The following is a 16,453-nucleotide window of genomic DNA, read 5'->3' on the forward strand; positions in this document are numbered from 1 at the left end:
GTTGTGGTCGCGCCCAGAGTTTTTCACAGAGTTATCAACATTGTTCACAAGTCCCGGCCGCGACCGCGGGCCGCCGGGACTCAGCCCGGCAGGCGAACCGGCATCAGCAGGTAGGTGTAGTTGCCGGCGAGTGCGGCGAACGCGCCCGAGTCGAGTACCTCCGGCTCCTCCTCACCGGTCGGGCACAGCACCGTGGGACGGCTGGGGGTGGTGAACCCGAAGGTCACCCGGTCCGAATGCAGCGCAGACAGACCGTCGTTGAGGTAGCCGGGGTTGAACGCGATGGTCAGCGGCTCGCCACGGAACTCGGCCTCGAGCCACTCCTCGGCGCGGCCCGCGTCGTCGCCGCCGGCCGACAGCAGCAGCCCCTGCTCGGAGAACTCCAGCCGGACCTGGGCGCCGCGCTCGGCCACCAGGGCGACGCGCTTGATGGCCTCGATCAGCACGCTCACCTGCAGGGTCGCGATCGAGGTGTGCTCCTTGGGGAGCAACTGGCGGAACTTGGGGAATTCCGCGTCGAGCAGGCGGGTGGTGGTGCGGCGGCCGCCGTTGACGATGCCCAGCAGTCCGTCGGTGCCCGTGCCGAAGGCCAGCTGCACCGGAGAGTCGGAGGGGCCCAGCGTCTTCGCGGACTCCGAGAGCGTGCGTGCGGGCACCAGGACGGCCGTCTCGACGTCGTCGCGGCCCGGCTGCCATTCCAGGTGCCGCACCGCGAGGCGGAAGCGGTCGGTGGCCGCGAGTACGACCTTCGAGCCGTCGATCTCGACCCGGATGCCGGTGAGCATCGGCAGCGTGTCGTCCCGGCCGGCGGCGACGGCGACCTGGCCGACCGCCCCGGAGAAGACATCGACACCCAGCTCGCCGGTCTGCGGGGGCAGTTCGGGCAGCTGTGGATAGTCCTCGACCGGCATGGTCGGCAGCGAGAATTTGGCGCTGCCGCAGGCGATCAGCACGCGGGTGCCGTCCACCGAGACGTCCACCGGCTTGTTGGACAGCGCCTTGGTGATGTCGGCCAGCAGGCGGCCGGAGACCAGCACCTGCCCAGGACCCGCCACCTCGGCGGCCACTCGCATCTGCGCGGAGACCTCGTAGTCGAACCCCGAGACCGTCAGCCCGTCCTCGCCCGCGACGAGCAGGACGCCGCCCAGCACCGGAACCGGTGGGCGCGACGGCAGACTACGGGCCACCCAGGCGACGGATTCCGCGAAATCCTCGCGAGCGACCCGAAACTTCATGCTTGCAAGCTCCATCGCCCGGTATGTCCTCTCCCAGTCTCGATCGGTCGTGATCCGTTCGGCTCAGCGCCGGCTCATGCAGGGGTGTTCTGGAACGGCCACCCCGACTTCGAAGTCTGGCACAGGCGACCGACAACAAACCGTACCCGCGAGCGCGGCGATTGACTACGGCACCCCTCCCCCGGTGCGTCGCCTCGTGTCCGGGCGCCGATCTTCTCCCTGCCATTCGTTCGAGTGCCGTCGAACTCGCCGCCGCACCGTCACGTCCCGAACCGAGTTTCCACACACCCTGTTTTGAAAGAAGTTATTGAAGGAGAAGAACTGAAGTAGTAGTAGGCGCTGTGGATTCTGTGGACTCCCCGCGAATCCGCTGCTCGGAGCGCGTGCCGCCATGGGGATGTCCGGCGGGTGACTCGAGGATGAACGGGGAGGCGCTGTGGAGGTTACGAATCTGTCCCACGCCCGTCCTCGAGTCGTCCTCGAGTTGTTCCATGCCTATGCCGGGTTTGTGCACATGTGTGCGCAAAGTAGTGGACAACTCGAGGATTCCTCGAGGAGCTGACAGGGACTCCTCGAGGAATCCACAAGGACAACTCGGCATCGACGCAGGTCCGTGCCGGTGGACGGATCCGCCTGTGTGAACTGTGCACCGATGGCTGTGGGTGGCTCTGTCAACACCCCTGCCGCCGAACTGTGCGTAAACCGGTGGAGAACCATGGGATTCCTCGAGGACTCCCCAAGGATTCCTCGAGGAATCCACAGCACGAAAAAGCCGATCCACCCAGGTGAACGGGTGGATCGGCGTTGGGGAGTAAATCAGCGGGAGCGCTGCTTGATCCGGGCTGTTAGTTCTTGAACCTGGTCGTACACGCGACGGCGCTCGGTCATCTCCTTGCGGACCTTTTTCTCCGCGTACATGACCGTGGTGTGGTCGCGGCCGAAGGCCTGGCCGATCTTCGGCAGCGACAGGTCGGTGAGCTCGCGGCACAGGTACATCGCGATCTGCCGGGCCTGCGCCAGCGGCCGCGCCTTGCCGGGACCGGTGAGTTCTTCGAGTGTGGTGTTGAAGTACTCTGCGGTCACGGCCATGATCGTGGACGCGGTGATCTCGATGGTGGTGGTGTCGGGCATCAGATCCCGCAGCACCACCTCGGCCAGCGACAGGTCCAGCGGCTGCCCGTTGAGCGAGGCGAACGCCGTCACGCGGATCAGCGCGCCCTCCAGCTCGCGGATATTGCGCTCCACTCGGCTGGCGATGAGTTCCAGCACGTCGTGCGGCACGTCCAGCCGATCCATCCGCGCCTTCTTGCGCAGGATGGCGATGCGGGTCTCCAGTTCGGGCGGCTGCACGTCGGTGATCAGGCCCCACTCGAACCGGGTGCGCAGCCGCTCCTCCAGCGTGGCGAGCTGCTTGGGCGGCCGGTCGGAGGACACCACGATCTGCTTGTTCGCATTGTGCAGCGTGTTGAAGGTGTGGAAGAACTCCTCCTGGATGCCTTCCTTGCCCTCGATGAACTGGATGTCGTCGACCAGCAGAATGTCGGTCTCACGGTAGCGGCGCTTGAATGCCACCTTGCGGTCGTCGCGCAGGCTGTTGATGAAGTCGTTGGTGAATTCCTCGGTCGAGACGTATTTGACCCGCATGCCGGGGAACAGCCGCTGGGCGTAGTGCCCGGCGGCGTGTAGGAGGTGGGTCTTCCCCAATCCGGAGGCGCCCCAGACGAACAGGGGGTTGTACGCCCGGGCCGGCGCCTCGGCGATGGCGACCGCGGCGGCGTGCGCGAAGCGGTTGGAGGCGCCGATGACGAACGTCTCGAAGGTGTACTTCGCGTTCAGGCTCGCGGCCGAGTTGGCCGGGGCCGTCGAGGTCGGCTCGGGGGACTTGTTGAAGTAGGTGGGCCACGAGTTGCGCACGTTGACGACCGGTTCGTCGTCGGGCCGCTCCTCGGCGGGGACGGGGCGGCGGGGCGGCGGGTCGTCCTGGTCCGAGGCGAAAAGGGAGTCCTGGTCCGCGGACCGGGGGCCGCCGACGGGGGCGGGCGGCAGGTCCATCTCCCGCCGCGGCGGGGCGTGACGCTCCGGGGCGGGATCGTCCGGCAATTCTCCGGCCACCGGCCGACCGGGGAACTGGGGCTGGGGATAGTCGGGCCGCGCGGGATAGTCACCTGGGGAGAGATAGCGCGGAGTCGGGTATTCGGACGCCGCCGGATACTCCGGTTGCGGTGGATAACCCACAGGTTCCCGGGGCGTCTCGCGGACCCGCTCCGGCCGGGAGGTGAGCCTGGCGTGGCGGGGCGGACCGGCGGGACGATCACCCGGCGGATTGGCCGGCGCGGCGATCCGGACGCCGAGTCCCTCCACCTGCGGGCCCAGCCGACGGGCCAGCGAGCGCAGGATCGGTTCGCGCAGATCGCGTTCGATAGCCTCCTGGGCGAGCGAGGACGGGACCGAGAGCAGAGCGAACCCCTGGGCCACCGTCAGCGGCTTGACCAGGCCCAACCATGCTTTCTGGGCGTTGGTCACCGGCGGGATGGCACCGTCTGCGGAACCGGTGGTGAGCTCGGCGACCACCTCTGGCCAGACGGCGGTCAACGCGTTCTGCTCGTCGTCCACGTACGTTTCCTCCCCGGAATAGGTAGATAGGAGCAGACGGTCGGACACCACCCGCGGATCCCCCCGCAGCGCGAGTGTCGGCGTGGCCGTCGGCCATACGAATATGCCACTCCAGGGGTCTTTCCACACAATTATCCACAGATGTGGAGAACCGCAGGGATGTGAGTCGCGCTGCCGTGTCCCCCAGGTCAGCGCCTCGACCAGCACTTCTACAGCTACCTTCTGGCTAAGTACCCTAGTGGGTGTGTCGAGACGGCGGCAAGGCCCGTTCACGGCCGTGTCGTTGGTCACCGCGGTACCGCTGCCGAGTCGGTCGGCGATTGGGTACGGCGACCTATCGGCCGAGGTCAGTGGCCCGGCCGGGGTCACGGACCCCGGTTTGACCTGGCCCGACCCGGTAAGTACTCTCGTACAGTCACCCATTGACGCGGTGGCGGCTGCGTGCTGCCCGGTCCGCGATGGGTATTGCGCCGATGAGGACCTGGTCACTCATCGCGACAAGAGTTTCACCGACAAGCTTCGGGCGCCGAGGGGCGCCCACCAACTCGAGGAGTGTTGACCGTGGCCAAGGGCAAGCGGACGTTCCAGCCGAACAACCGTCGTCGTGCGCGGGTCCACGGCTTCCGCCTCCGGATGCGGACCCGTGCGGGCCGCGCGATCGTGACGGCGCGCCGTCGCAAGGGCCGCTCCCAGCTCACGGCCTGATTCATCGGCACCGGTATCGGCGTCATGTCCCGTTCGCCGTTCGGTTCGCCGTACCACGTCATCCGATACGCGCTCGGACACTCGGGTGTTGCCTGAGCCGTATCGGCTGCATCATCGTGCCGATTTCTCCCGGACGGTGCGGCGTGGCCGACGAATCGGGAGACGCGACCTGGTCGTGCACGCATTACTGCCGACCCCGGAGTGGACTGCCGCGGAGGGTGATCTGCCCGGCCCGGCGATCCGCCGTGGTGGTCCGCGCTTCGGATTGATCGTCAGCAAGGCGGTGGGCACCGCGGTGGTACGTCACCGCGTGGCCCGCCGCCTGCGTCATATCTGCGCCCCGCTGGCCGCCGAGCTACCGGCGGAGGCGGACATCGTGATCCGGGCGCTGCCCGGCGCCGCGGCCGCCTCCTCGGCCGAACTCGACCGGCAGTTGCGCGCGGCGCTGCGCAAGTTCCTTCCGGACGGCGCGGACCCGGACGACTCGGGCAGGTCGTCATGAGGCGGGTCGCCCGGCTGCCGTCCGATGTGCTGATCTTCGTCATCGAGCTGTACCGGACCTACGTCTCCCCCACCCGTATGCCGGTGTGTCGATTCACTCCCACCTGTAGCGAGTACGCGGTGACGGCGTTGCGCACCCGGGGCCTGTTCGTCGGCCTCGGATTGACGGCCGTGCGATTGGTCAAATGTGCGCCCTGGCACCCTGGTGGGTGGGACCCCGTTCCGGAGCCGAAACGGAAAGGGGCAGCCGCCGATCAGCCGGCCGCGCAGCAGACTTGTAAGGGGTCGCCGCCCTCGGTGACCGGCGACACGACCGACGGGAGTGCATAGAGCCGTGCTCGATTTCATCTACTATCCGGTGTCCTGGATCTTGTGGTTCTGGCACCGCGTCTTCGGGTTCGCCCTGGGCAAGGACAATGGCCTCGCCTGGGCGCTGGCGGTGGTGTTCCTGGTGTTCACCCTGCGGCTGGTGCTCTACAAGCCGTTCGTCAAGCAGGTCCGCACGACCAAGCAGATGCAGGAGTTGCAGCCCCAGATCAAGGAGCTGCAGAAGAAGTACAAGAACGACCGCCAGAAGATGGCGCTCGAGATGCAGAAGCTCCAGAAGGACCACGGCTTCAATCCCCTGATGGGCTGTCTGCCGGTGCTGGCGCAGGTGCCGGTCTTCATCGGTCTGTACCACGTGTTGCGATCGTTCAACCGGACCGGCGGCAGTATCGGTGGCTTCGGCGGCGGCGGGAACATGTCCGCCTACGACAACGCGCACACGGCGAACTACGTCTTCAACGCCGACGATGTGCAGTCGTTCCTGCGGGCCCGCATTTTCGGGGCGCCCATCTCCGCGGCGATCACCTCGCCCAAGGCGCAGTTGGAGGCGTTCGCCGACTACGGCGGCATCCCGCATCTGGCGAACCTGGTGTACGTCGCGGTGCCACTGATGATCATCGCGGGCCTGGCGACCCACTTCAACGCGCGGGCGTCCGTCGCGCGGCAGAGCGCGGAGGCCGCGGCCAACCCGCAGGCCGCGATCATGAACAAGCTGGCGCTGTGGGTGTTCCCGCTCGGCGTGATCGTCGGTGGTCCGTTCCTGCCCATCGCCATCCTGCTCTACTGGGTCGCCAACAACATCTGGACCTACGGGCAGCAGCACCTCGTCTTCGGCCGGATGGAGAAGGAAGAGGAGCAGAAGAAGCTGGAGGCCAAGGAGCGCCAGACCGCCAATGCTCCGAAGCCGGGCGCCAAGCCGAAGAAGAAGCAGCCGACCGCTCCGGCGGACGCGGCCGCCGACGCGCCCGTGGTCGAGGGCGAGACCGAAACGCCGCCCGCGACGCGCAACGGTTCGGGCGCGACCAAGCCGGGAAAGGCGACAGCTTCGTCCAAGCAAGGCGGACAAGGCAATCGGAAGCGATCCGGAAACCGCGGCCGCCCGAATCAGAAGCGACGTCGTTAGCGCACCCCGTCGGACGGGAGTGACGGATGCGGACGGCGTCGCCGGACACAGCTTCCCGGCGGGTGACCGCCGGACACGACGGATGACGCAGATTGAAGGAAACGACACACATGACTGTTGAAACCGACGGAGGGGACGCCACCGTGGCCCTCAGCGCAAACAGCACAACGATCGCGGACGAGCCCACGACCGACGAGTCGGAGCCCGTCGCGGACGACGCGGCGGAGGGTGCGACCGACGCCGAGGAAGCGCTCATCGAGGAGGGCGAGATCGCCGGTGACTACCTCGAGCAACTGCTGGACGTCCTCGACTTCGACGGCGATATCGATCTGGATGTCGAGGGCGACCGCGCGGTGGTGAGCATCGACGGCGGCCGGGATCTGTCCAAGTTGGTGGGCCGCCGCGGCGAGGTGCTGGACGCGCTGCAGGAGCTGACCCGCCTGGCGGTGCAGCAGGCGACCGGTGTGCGCAGTCGGCTGATGCTGGACGTCGCCGGCTGGCGTGCGCAGCGCCGGGAGGAGTTGAGTTCGCTCGGCACCGATGCGGCGCAGCGCGTGCTGGATTCGGGTGAGCCGGAGTCGCTGCCCGCCATGACGCCGTTCGAGCGCAAGATCGTGCACGACGCGGTGGCGGAGATCGACGGCGTCGCCAGCGAGAGCGAGGGCGTCGAGCCGAACCGGCACGTGGTCGTGCTGCCGTCCTAGTGGCAATGGAATGTGTAGGGCCCCCGGTTCGCGGAACCGGGGGCCCTACCCTTGTGCGGGGTCGGGTTCTCGATCCGACGCCGAATCCGGAAGGATGTTTCACGTGGAACGAGGAAACGGTGTGACCGACCCGGAGTACTCCCCTCCCCCGGGCGCGGAGCCGGAACCGCCCGCCGCGGCGGAGCGGGTCTTCGGGGATCGACTGCCGCTGGCTCGGCGCTACTGTGCGGCGCTGGCGACCGCCGGTGTGGAGCGCGGCCTGATCGGCCCGCGCGAGGTGCCGCGGCTGTGGGATCGGCACATACTCAACTGTGCCGTGCTGGGCGAACTGATCCCCGCGTCCGCGGCGGTCGTCGATATCGGCAGCGGCGCGGGCCTGCCCGGAATTCCGCTCGCGATCGCGCGGCCCGATCTGCGAATCACCTTGGTCGAGCCGCTGCTGCGCCGGACCATCTTCCTCGCCGAATTCATCGAGTCGGCGGGACTGAACGTGACCGTCGTGCGTGGCCGGGCCGAACAACCCGATGTGCGGAAGGTGGCCGGCGGGGCGGACGTCGTCACCTCGCGCGCGGTCGCTCCGCTCGCCAAGCTCGCCAAGTGGTCGCTGCCGTTGGTGCACGACCGGGGCCGCATGCTCGCGCTCAAGGGATCGAGCGCGGCGGAGGAACTCGAACGCGATCGCGATGATCTGGCTCGTGCGGGCGGCGGCAACGCGCAGGTGCTCGAGTGCGGCGCGGGGATCGTCGATCTGCCGACGGTCGTGCTGAGCGTCGAGCGTCTCCCCCGGGCCGAGCGCAGGGCTGAACGGAATCAGGCCAAGCGCCGACGGTGAACTCCACACTCAGTGCCTGGCGATCGGGCTGTCGGCGCGCTGGCGCATGGGCGTTGTTTCACGTGAATCATTGTGCGGTTGTCGGGTTTCGTCGGGTAGGGCCACTCGGCGATAAGTCGCTTTACGGCGGTCGTTCTGCGTCGAGTCACTCTGCGGCGGTTGCTCTGCGGCGGTTGCTCTGCGTCGAGTCACCCTGCGGTACGTCTGCTCGGCAGTTGGCATCCGGGTGGCTCGCCGCCGTCCTTGGTTTCACATGAAACATGGCTGGGCTCATTGACGAATCGCGAGCGAGGGTTGGTTCCCTCGTCAAGGACGGACCGGTGGTGCGGATGCTGTGCGCGAGAGACTGGCCCGGTGCGGATTCGGTGCACGCGGGTCGTCGGCGAGTGCTTCATCGCCTGTCAGTCGGAAGACGGCTCGGCACACACCGTTTCGCTCGCACTCCTTGTTTCATGTGAAACATGGGTCGCGCCGGGCTCTGTGCTGGTTCGTGTTTCATGTGAAACATGACGCCGACTCCTCCTTCGTGAACCGCCATGCCTCCCTGAGCCCCGCGCCATCCTCAGGTGTGTACGGACTTGGGGAGCAAGCTTTTCGGTCGTCTCGGGCGCGCTCGGGCCGCGCGATGGGGTGTGAAACGTCTTCCGAGTAAGAAACTTTGCGTGTCGCGGTGTGATCGCAGCGGTTCAACTTCCGTATTGGGTCCGGTGCTGGCAAGCTAGGTGTCATCGAGCGTGAGCACAGATTCGCGGTGCCCGACAGGCTCGCCAGGATGGGCATCGGTCTCGATTCCGCTGTGCCGCGCTTCGTTTGCTCGAGCCGACGCGGCATCGATGCTGCTTGGGCACGTGTCTGAAGTTCTCGGGGTTAGGAGCCTGTATGTCGAACGGTCCAGCGAATGTTTCACGGGAAACAACGTCGCGGGTGCCCGGAATGCTGGACGGAACTGGCTTCGATCTGGACCAGGCCCCGTTCGGAAGCATCTCCGCCGACACGCCCATAGCCGCTGAGGCGCAGCGCGCTAGTCAAGTACTGCATCCTGGTTCGATGACCATCCCCAAGCCGCGCGAACAACGCATCATCACCATCGCGAACCAGAAGGGTGGTGTCGGCAAGACCACGACCGCCGTGAATCTCGCCGCGGCGCTGGCGCTACAGGGGATGACCGTGCTGGTCATCGATCTCGACCCGCAGGGCAATGCCAGCACGGCGATGGGCGTCGAACACCACTCCGGGGTGCCCTCCAGCTACGAGCTGCTCATCGGCGAGGCGACCGTGCATCAGGCGATCCAGCGCAGCCCGCACAACGAACGGCTGCTGTGCATTCCGGCGACCATCGACCTGGCCGGTGCCGAGATCGAACTCGTGTCCATGGTGGCCCGCGAGGGCCGGCTGAAGGCCGCGATCCAGGAGGCGAACCTGGCGGGCTACGACATCGATTACGTGATGATCGACTGCCCGCCGTCGCTGGGCTTGCTCACCGTGAACGCGCTCGTGGCCGCCAAGGAGGTGCTGATCCCGATCCAGTGCGAGTACTACGCGCTGGAGGGCGTGGGTCAGCTGATCCGCAATATCAGTCTGGTGCAGGCGCATCTGAATCCGGAACTGCATGTGTCGACCGTCGTCCTCACGATGTATGACGGGCGGACCAAGCTCGCCGATCAGGTCGCCGAGGAGGTGCGCGGGCACTTCGGCGACGTGGTGCTGCGGTCGGTGATTCCCCGGAGCGTGAAGGTTTCCGAGGCGCCCGGCTACGGCATGACGGTGCTGGATTACGATCCGGGTTCCCGTGGTGCGATGAGCTATCTGGATGCCGGGCGGGAGATGGCCGCCCGGAGCGCTGTGGTGGGCACGGCTGGTGGAGTGAACGAGGAAAGGGGTCGGTAAGCCGATGAGTCAGGCGAAGAAGGGTGGACTGGGGCGCGGGCTGGCCGCGCTCATCCCGACCGGGCCGACCGACGTCCAGGGGCTCGGCAGCGCCGCCGCGAATGCCGTCATCGGCTTGGACCCGATCGGTCCGCATCCGGCCTCGGCGTATCTGCACCGGGTTCCCGACCCGGCCGGCGGATCCGACGCCGGAGCCGTCTATCGGGAGATTCCGCCGGACCAGATCGAGCCCAATCCCAAGCAGCCGCGCCAGGTCTTCGAGGAAGACGCGCTCGAGGAACTGATCCATTCGGTGCGCGAATTCGGCCTCATGCAGCCGATCGTGGTGCGCCAGTTGGAGTCCTCCCCTACCCCGCGCTACCAGATCGTCATGGGCGAGCGCCGCTGGCGCGCCTGCCAGGACGCGAAGCTGGAGACCATTCCGGCCATCGTCCGCGAGACCACCGACGACGCGATGCTGCGCGACGCCCTGCTGGAGAACATCCATCGGGTGCAACTGAATCCGCTCGAAGAGGCGGCCGCGTATCAGCAGCTGCTGGAAGAGTTCGGCGTCACCCACGAGGAACTGGCGAACCGGATCGGCCGATCCCGGCCGGTCGTCACGAATATGATCCGCCTGCTGAAGTTGCCGATCCCGGTGCAGCGGCGGGTCGCGGCGGGCGTGCTGTCCGCCGGGCACGCCCGTGCCCTCCTCGGGCTGGAGTCCGGCGCTGAGGCGCAGGAGAAGCTGGCGGAACGGATTGTCGCCGAAGGACTCTCGGTCCGGGCCACCGAGGAGGCGGTCACCCTCGCCAACCGGTACCCCGATGAGGAGAAGGAGCGGCGCCCCGCCGACCGCAAGCCCGTGCAGATGCCCGGTCTGGAGCGGTTGGCCGAGCGGCTCGCCGATTCCTTCGACACCCGCGTCACGGTGAGCATGGGCAAGAAGAAGGGCAAGATCGTCGTCGAGTTCGGCGATCTCGCCGATCTGGAACGCATCGTGAAAATGATGGAGCAGCAGAGCTAGGACGACGGGGTGTCACGGCCGAAAACCGCGCGATCAGCGGAGATACCGGACCCTGGCAGCGAAACGTCACTGTGACGGCGCCCTTCGCGGGCGCCGCGCTGCAATCCTGATGACAGCACAGCTATCGGAAATGAGGCGGTTCGCTTTGATCGCTTATTCTTGCTGGCGAGAAGATATTGATGCGGCGTGAGTGTGGATGAATCGGAAAGCTGGAGGCTGAGTAGAGCGGTGTCGACCAGCGTTACCGCACTTACCCTCGGCGGACTCGACAAGCTGCCCGCACACGCCCGGCGGTGCGTGTTCTGGGAGCTCGATCCCGCCGTGGCGGCGGACTCTCGTGAATTCAGCGACCCGGTCTTCGAGAAGGAGGCCTGGTTGTCCACCGTGCTGCTCGATTGGGGCTCGTGCGGTCAGATCGCATTGGTCGACGACCGGCCCGCCGGTTGCGCGCTGTACTCGCCGCCGAGCGCGGTGCCGCGGGCGACGTTGTTCCCGACGTCGCCGGTCAGCCCGGACGCCGTGCTGCTGACCACGCTGCGGTCCGAACCGCCCTATCAGCACAACGACATCGCGACCAGGTTGATCAAGGCGGTGGTCGACGATCTGGTGCGCCGCGGCGTGCGGGCCATCGAGGCATTCGGTATTCGCCAGGACCCGTCCGCGACAGCGATGTCCACGCGATCGGTCACGTCCATGTTCCTGCTGGAGCGGATCGACTCTCCGGCGCAGGGCGTGCCGTCGTCGCCGCGGCGGCGATCCGATTCCGGGTGCTCCCCCGAGAGCTGCATGATCGACGCCGACTTCCTGGAGGACGTCGGATTCACCGTGGTGGCACAGCATCACCGCTTCCCGCGGCTGCGCCTGGAGCTCGACAGCGATCACTTCTGGAAAGAAGACGTGGAGCGGGCGCTGGATCAGCTGCTGGCGGCCGCGTCGGTGGAGTCGAAGTCGCGGGTGGGCTGCCCCTGAGACGAGCCGCGGCCGGCTACATCCGGTCGGCCGCGGCCAGCTCCTCGGCCAGCAGTTCGGCGAAAGTGTATGTGCCCGTGGGCTGATCGTCCTGGCCCAGCAGGTACAGGCGCTTGACCGAGATCAGGATCGCCTCGGCGATCACGTCGCGCATGCGCGGATTGGCCAGCACCGCCGCGTCGTATTCGTTGGTGAGATAACCGATGTCGACCTGGACCGTCGGCATCTTGGTCAGCCGCAGCAGATCCCAGGTGCGCGGATGCGTCCGGCAGTCCTGCAGCGAGGTGCGGGCCACGATCTCGCGCTGGATGAAGCCGGCCAGCACCTGCCCGATCATCGACACCGAGCCGTGCGAATTGCCGAAGTGGAAGCTGGCGATGCCGTTGGCGAGCGGGCTGGGATTGTTCGCGCAACGCAGCGAGATCATCAGGTCGGCGTCGAAAGTGTTGGAGGTTTCGGCACGTTCGGCATCGGAGGGGTTGGCGCCCCACGGCCGGGACAAAAAGGTCTCCATGCCGGTGGCCGCCATCCGGCCCTCCAGGCGACTGGCCAGATCCCACAGGATCTCCGACTCGTAGACGTCGCCGAACTCTGTGGGAACCGCGAAACCCTTGTCGGGCCCGCCCATTCCGGGATCGATGACGATCCGCTTGCCGGTCAGCTGCGGGCCCGCCCGGTGCACGACCTCCTCCTCCGCGATGCGGTGCGGGTTGCCGCCGGTGACGCGGGCGCCCAGCAGATCCAGTGAGCGCAGCGTGTCCGGACCGCAGATGCCGTCGGCGGACAGGCCGATCTCGCGCTGGAACGCGGTGAGGCCGTCGTGGGTGTGCGGGCCGAAATAGCCGTCTACCCGGTGCACATAGAAGCCGAGATCCTGCAGACGGCGCTGCAGCGTGGCCACGTCGTCACCGTACAGCGGCGCCGACAACTGATAGATCAGCGTGCGCGCGCCGAGGCGGTAGGAGGCTTCCTTCAACGCCCGGTATGTGGCCGGGCCGACGACGCCGTCCACGAGCAGCCCGCGATGTTGCTGGAAGGCGCGAATCGCGGAATCGAGATCGTGATCGAAGGTGGCGTCGGAATCCTTCCAGTACTCGCCGTTTCCGTCGGACCGGTCGGTCCCGTGGGGGCGAATGTGTAGAAATCCGAGACTTGCCAGAGTGCTCCGAACCTCAGCGACGGCTGGTCCACTATCGCCGTGACGAAGTCGGTGCATGCGTGAGAGCCCTTTCCTTCCGCCAATCCGGGTACCCACTCATACGACGGCTCACACCCTCGCACGACCGGAGCGTCGCTCGATTGTCTCAGACCCGGACCGAATTTCAGCAATCCTCCGAGTGCAGAGATCCTAACCCCCGACAGTGCGTCCGGGCCCGGAGACGGTAGCCCTGTGCAACTACCGAAAGCTGTTGTCAGCGCCGAAATACTACAGCGCCGGTGCCGGTGCTCGAAGGCGGACGCCCGCACCGCGGGTGAATACCGCCTCCGAAACCGGCCTACGTCGTCAGATGACGCCCTCGAGTTCGCGCAGCAGCGCGGCCTTGCCCTTGGCGCCGACGATGCGCTTGGTCTCCTGTCCGCCGGAGAACAGGATCAGCGTGGGCAGCGACAGGATGTTGTAGTCTTTCGCGGTGGTCGGGTTGGCGTCGGCGTCCACCTTGGCGATGGTGAGCTTGTCGCCGTGGGAGGCGGCGATCTCCTCCAGCACGGGGGCGACCATCTTGCACGGACCGCACCAGGACGCCCAGAAATCGACGAGGACCGGCTTGTCGCTGCCCAGCACGTCCTGCTGGAACGTGGCGTCGGTGACGGTCTTGGTGGCGGTGTCGGACATGGTGGTACTCCTCGGGCTTGCGATGACGAGAGTGATCAGTTGGCGGAGACTTCGACCGGCTGACCGGCGTGATCCAGGGTGTTGGAGGTGATGTCGCCCTTGTCGGCGAGCCAGCGCTCGGCATCGATGGCCGCCCGGCAGCCAGTGCCGGCGGCGGTGATGGCCTGGCGGTAGGTGTGGTCGACCAGGTCGCCGACGGCGAATACGCCCTCGACCGAGGTGGCCGTCGTAGGCTCACGCACCAGCACGTAGCCCTCGCCGTCCAGGTCGACCTGGCCGCGCACCAGTTCGCTGCGCGGATCGTGGCCGATGGCGACGAACAGGCCGGTCGCGGCCAGCTCGGAGGTCTCGCCGGTCTTGGTGTCGCGCAGGGTGAGGCTGGTCACGCTGGTATCGCCGTGCACCCGGGTGACTTCGGCATTGGTGACGAAGCGGATCTTCTCGTTCGTCTTGGCGCGGTCCAGCATGATGCGCGAGGCGCGGAACTCCTCGCGGCGGTGCACGATGGTGACGCTGGCGGCGAACTTGGTGAGGAACGTCGCCTCTTCCATGGCCGAATCGCCGCCACCGACGACCACGATGTCCTGGCCCTTGAAGAAGAAGCCGTCACAGGTGGCGCAGGCGCTCACGCCGCGGCCGAGCAGCTCCTGCTCCCCCGGCACATTCAGGTAGCGGGCCGCCGAACCCATGGCCAGGATGATCGCGTAGGCCTGGTAGGTCTCGCCGCCGACGGTGACGGACTTGATCGGGCCGGACAGGTCGATCGCGTCGACGTCCTCGGTGCGGATATCGGCGCCGAAGCGTTTGGCCTGCTCGCGCATCTCCTCCATCAGGTCGGGGCCCATGATGCCGTCGCGGAAGCCGGGGAAGTTCTCCACCTCGGTGGTCGTCATCAGGGCGCCGCCGAACTGGGTGCCTTCGAACAGCAACGGTTCGAGTTCGGCCCGGGCCGCGTAGACCGCGGCGGTGTAGCCGGCGGGGCCGGAGCCGACGATGATCAGATCGCGAACAGGGGTGTTCATGGGGCCCTTCCGAGGAGTGTGTCAGCAGGCTTGTGGATCAACAACAGCCTAAACGCTGTTGTTCCCTGCCCCGCCTCAGCCGATGTCGCGCTGATCGAGCAGCTGCGCATCTCCAGGGCCGCAACCCGTTCCGACGACCAGGGCGGTGATCTTGGGCGGCTGCGGGCCGGTGAGGATGATCACTACCGCCGGAGCGCCGCGGAAGGTCACGTTCATCGAGCCCAGCACGGGCCGTTCGTATCCGGCCGCGGCGATGCAGCCCGTCATGGCGCCCGGGACGGCCAGCGGGCCCGTCACATCGTTGCGGCCGATGGCGCTCAGCAGTGTCGCGGTGGGGAGGTCCTCGTCGAGCGGGGGCGGTGTTTCGTTGGTGGGCAACGCTTTCGGGGCCTGGTCGGGGCCGCGGACCGCATCGATCGCGATCAGGGTGCCCGCCAGGACCGCCACGGCCGCGGCCGCCGCGGTGAGCCATTGCCAGCGCCGCGAACGCCGGGCGTCGAGTCGGATCGGCTCGAGCGGTTCGGACTGCTCGGGCGCGTGCTCGTCGGACAGCGCGGGCATGGGGCGCGTCGACGGCGTGTCCGCGGGATCGGCCGATACTCGGCGCGGGGGCAGCGGGTGCACGGTGGCCAATTGCTCGGCGGAGGCGGGCTCGCCGGGTTGCTCGCCGCGGGAGAGATCGTCGAGCAGACTGTCCAGGCGGGCGGTGACATCGGGCGGCATCTCGTGCAGGATGCGCGAATCCTGGCCCAGCGCTTGCAGTTCCGCGGTGACATCGTCGAGCGAGCGCAGGAAGCGCAGCGACTCCGGATCCTCGCGAACCTGGGGCCACAGCTGCTCGGACAGCTCCGGGGAGACATTGTCGGCATGGAGGTCGGCCAGCAGGTCGGTCGAGAAAGGCGGCTGCGGCACCGGGCGGGCTGCCATCGCGCCTCCTGTCTCTTCCTCACCGACTCGCGACCCGGGCCGGCGTCGCCGGTCGGCTTCGCCCTTGTCGTCCATCGCCTCTCCGGGTCGGGCCTGCTGCGGCCGGGTAAAGGGTTTTCGTTCGTCTCTAGTAATGACGCATCTCGACTACGTCCGGTTCCCCGGATCATGCAGGAATTCCAACTCTTGCTGCAGCCGCTTGCGCCCGCGGGAGCACCGGCTCTTGATGGTGCCCTCGGCGACGCCCAGCAACTGCGCGGCTTCCGCCACGGTATACCCTTCCATGTCTATCGCGACAAGTGCGGCGCGCTGGTCGTCGGGCAATCGGAACAGCGCGGCGTCGACCACCATAGAGATCTCGCGGTGCGCCATGTCGTCGCGCTCGACCGCGGGCTCGGGCATCCCCTCCTCCGACAGCGAGACGCTGTAGCGAGCCTTGTTGCGGCGCATCCGGTCCAGGCAGGCGTTGACCACGATGCGGTGCAGCCAGCTGCGGACCTCCGCGTCACCGCGAAAGCGGGCGGCGTTGCGGTGGGCCGACAGCAGGGCGTCCTGGAGGCAGTCGGCGGCGTCCTCGGGCGTGCGGCAGGTGCGCAGCGCGAGCTGCCAGAGATGGTTGTAGTGGCGGCGGAACAGCACTCGGAAGGCGTCGCGGTTGCCGTCCACGTGCGCGCCGAGCAACTCGCGGTCGGTGGCCTCGTCGAGATCGAGCGGCCGGCGCCGGACGGCAGATGACTCGGACATCCCCCCGTTGGAGCGCTCGACCGC

The 16,453-nt window shown here is 67.4% G+C and carries 16 protein-coding genes; 9 read left to right on the forward strand and 7 right to left on the reverse strand.

The window, feature by feature from the left end; genetic code table 11:
• Nucleotides 1–80: 80 nt before the first annotated feature.
• Nucleotides 81–1,250, reverse strand: a complete 1,170-nt coding sequence (gene dnaN / locus ACFMRZ_RS22480; protein ID WP_400180633.1) for a DNA polymerase III subunit beta — start codon at nt 1,248–1,250, stop codon at nt 81–83.
• An 801-nt stretch (nt 1,251–2,051) separates the two neighbouring features.
• On the reverse strand, nt 2,052–3,848 hold the full coding sequence (dnaA, locus tag ACFMRZ_RS22485) for a chromosomal replication initiator protein DnaA (protein ID WP_400180634.1): 1,797 nt from the start codon (nt 3,846–3,848) through the stop codon (nt 2,052–2,054).
• A gap of 561 nt (nt 3,849–4,409) precedes the next feature.
• On the opposite strand from dnaA, the gene rpmH reads away from it, so the two are divergent.
• From rpmH to ACFMRZ_RS22530, 9 genes are all read left to right on the forward strand, one after another.
• Nucleotides 4,410–4,553: a 50S ribosomal protein L34 gene (gene rpmH / locus ACFMRZ_RS22490; RefSeq protein WP_280271697.1), complete on the forward strand. Its 144-nt coding sequence runs from the start codon at nt 4,410–4,412 to the stop codon at nt 4,551–4,553.
• Between the two features lie 85 nt (nt 4,554–4,638).
• Complete coding sequence (gene rnpA / locus ACFMRZ_RS22495; protein ID WP_400180635.1) at nt 4,639–5,055, forward strand: ribonuclease P protein component; 417 nt, start codon at nt 4,639–4,641, stop codon at nt 5,053–5,055.
• On the forward strand, nt 5,052–5,384 hold the full coding sequence (gene yidD, locus ACFMRZ_RS22500) for a membrane protein insertion efficiency factor YidD (protein WP_280271674.1): 333 nt from the start codon (nt 5,052–5,054) through the stop codon (nt 5,382–5,384). Before rnpA ends, yidD begins: the two co-directional genes overlap by 4 nt.
• Before the next feature lie 4 nt (nt 5,385–5,388).
• The gene (gene yidC / locus ACFMRZ_RS22505) at nt 5,389–6,504 is read left to right on the forward strand and encodes a membrane protein insertase YidC (protein ID WP_280271673.1); all 1,116 of its coding nucleotides are present in this window, start codon (nt 5,389–5,391) and stop codon (nt 6,502–6,504) included.
• Nucleotides 6,505–6,614: 110 nt separating this feature from the next.
• Nucleotides 6,615–7,208: a protein jag gene (locus ACFMRZ_RS22510; protein ID WP_280362522.1), complete on the forward strand. Its 594-nt coding sequence runs from the start codon at nt 6,615–6,617 to the stop codon at nt 7,206–7,208.
• A gap of 94 nt (nt 7,209–7,302) precedes the next feature.
• Nucleotides 7,303–8,040 (forward strand): 16S rRNA (guanine(527)-N(7))-methyltransferase RsmG, encoded by a 738-nt coding sequence (rsmG, locus tag ACFMRZ_RS22515; RefSeq protein ID WP_400180636.1) that lies wholly within the window; start codon nt 7,303–7,305, stop codon nt 8,038–8,040.
• A gap of 879 nt (nt 8,041–8,919) precedes the next feature.
• Complete coding sequence (locus ACFMRZ_RS22520; RefSeq protein ID WP_400180637.1) at nt 8,920–9,927, forward strand: ParA family protein; 1,008 nt, start codon at nt 8,920–8,922, stop codon at nt 9,925–9,927.
• A 4-nt stretch (nt 9,928–9,931) separates the two neighbouring features.
• Complete coding sequence (locus ACFMRZ_RS22525) at nt 9,932–10,933, forward strand: ParB/RepB/Spo0J family partition protein (protein WP_280271669.1); 1,002 nt, start codon at nt 9,932–9,934, stop codon at nt 10,931–10,933.
• 228 nt (nt 10,934–11,161) lie between these two features.
• Nucleotides 11,162–11,902 (forward strand): GNAT family N-acetyltransferase, encoded by a 741-nt coding sequence (locus ACFMRZ_RS22530; RefSeq protein WP_280271668.1) that lies wholly within the window; start codon nt 11,162–11,164, stop codon nt 11,900–11,902.
• Between the two features lie 16 nt (nt 11,903–11,918).
• On the opposite strand, the gene ACFMRZ_RS22535 is transcribed toward ACFMRZ_RS22530, so the two are convergent.
• From ACFMRZ_RS22535 to sigM, 5 genes are all read right to left on the reverse strand, one after another.
• Entirely contained in the window at nt 11,919–13,118 is a 1,200-nt protein-coding gene (locus ACFMRZ_RS22535; RefSeq protein WP_400180638.1) for a peptidoglycan-binding protein, read from the reverse strand.
• A 288-nt stretch (nt 13,119–13,406) separates the two neighbouring features.
• Nucleotides 13,407–13,736, reverse strand: coding sequence for a thioredoxin (gene trxA, locus ACFMRZ_RS22540; protein WP_280271666.1), 330 nt, complete (start codon nt 13,734–13,736; stop codon nt 13,407–13,409).
• 35 nt (nt 13,737–13,771) lie between these two features.
• On the reverse strand, nt 13,772–14,758 hold the full coding sequence (gene trxB, locus ACFMRZ_RS22545; RefSeq protein ID WP_280271665.1) for a thioredoxin-disulfide reductase: 987 nt from the start codon (nt 14,756–14,758) through the stop codon (nt 13,772–13,774).
• Between the two features lie 75 nt (nt 14,759–14,833).
• Nucleotides 14,834–15,685 carry a hypothetical protein gene (locus ACFMRZ_RS22550; protein WP_400180639.1) on the reverse strand — a complete coding sequence of 284 codons (852 nt, stop codon included), beginning with the start codon at nt 15,683–15,685 and terminating at the stop codon, nt 14,834–14,836.
• Between the two features lie 147 nt (nt 15,686–15,832).
• Nucleotides 15,833–16,429 carry an RNA polymerase sigma factor SigM gene (sigM, locus tag ACFMRZ_RS22555; RefSeq protein ID WP_400180640.1) on the reverse strand — a complete coding sequence of 199 codons (597 nt, stop codon included), beginning with the start codon at nt 16,427–16,429 and terminating at the stop codon, nt 15,833–15,835.
• Between the last annotated feature and the right edge of the window lie 24 nt (nt 16,430–16,453).

The organism is Nocardia sp. N2S4-5, assembly GCF_044628355.1.
Classification (GTDB): Bacteria; Actinomycetota; Actinomycetes; order Mycobacteriales; family Mycobacteriaceae; genus Nocardia; species Nocardia wallacei_B.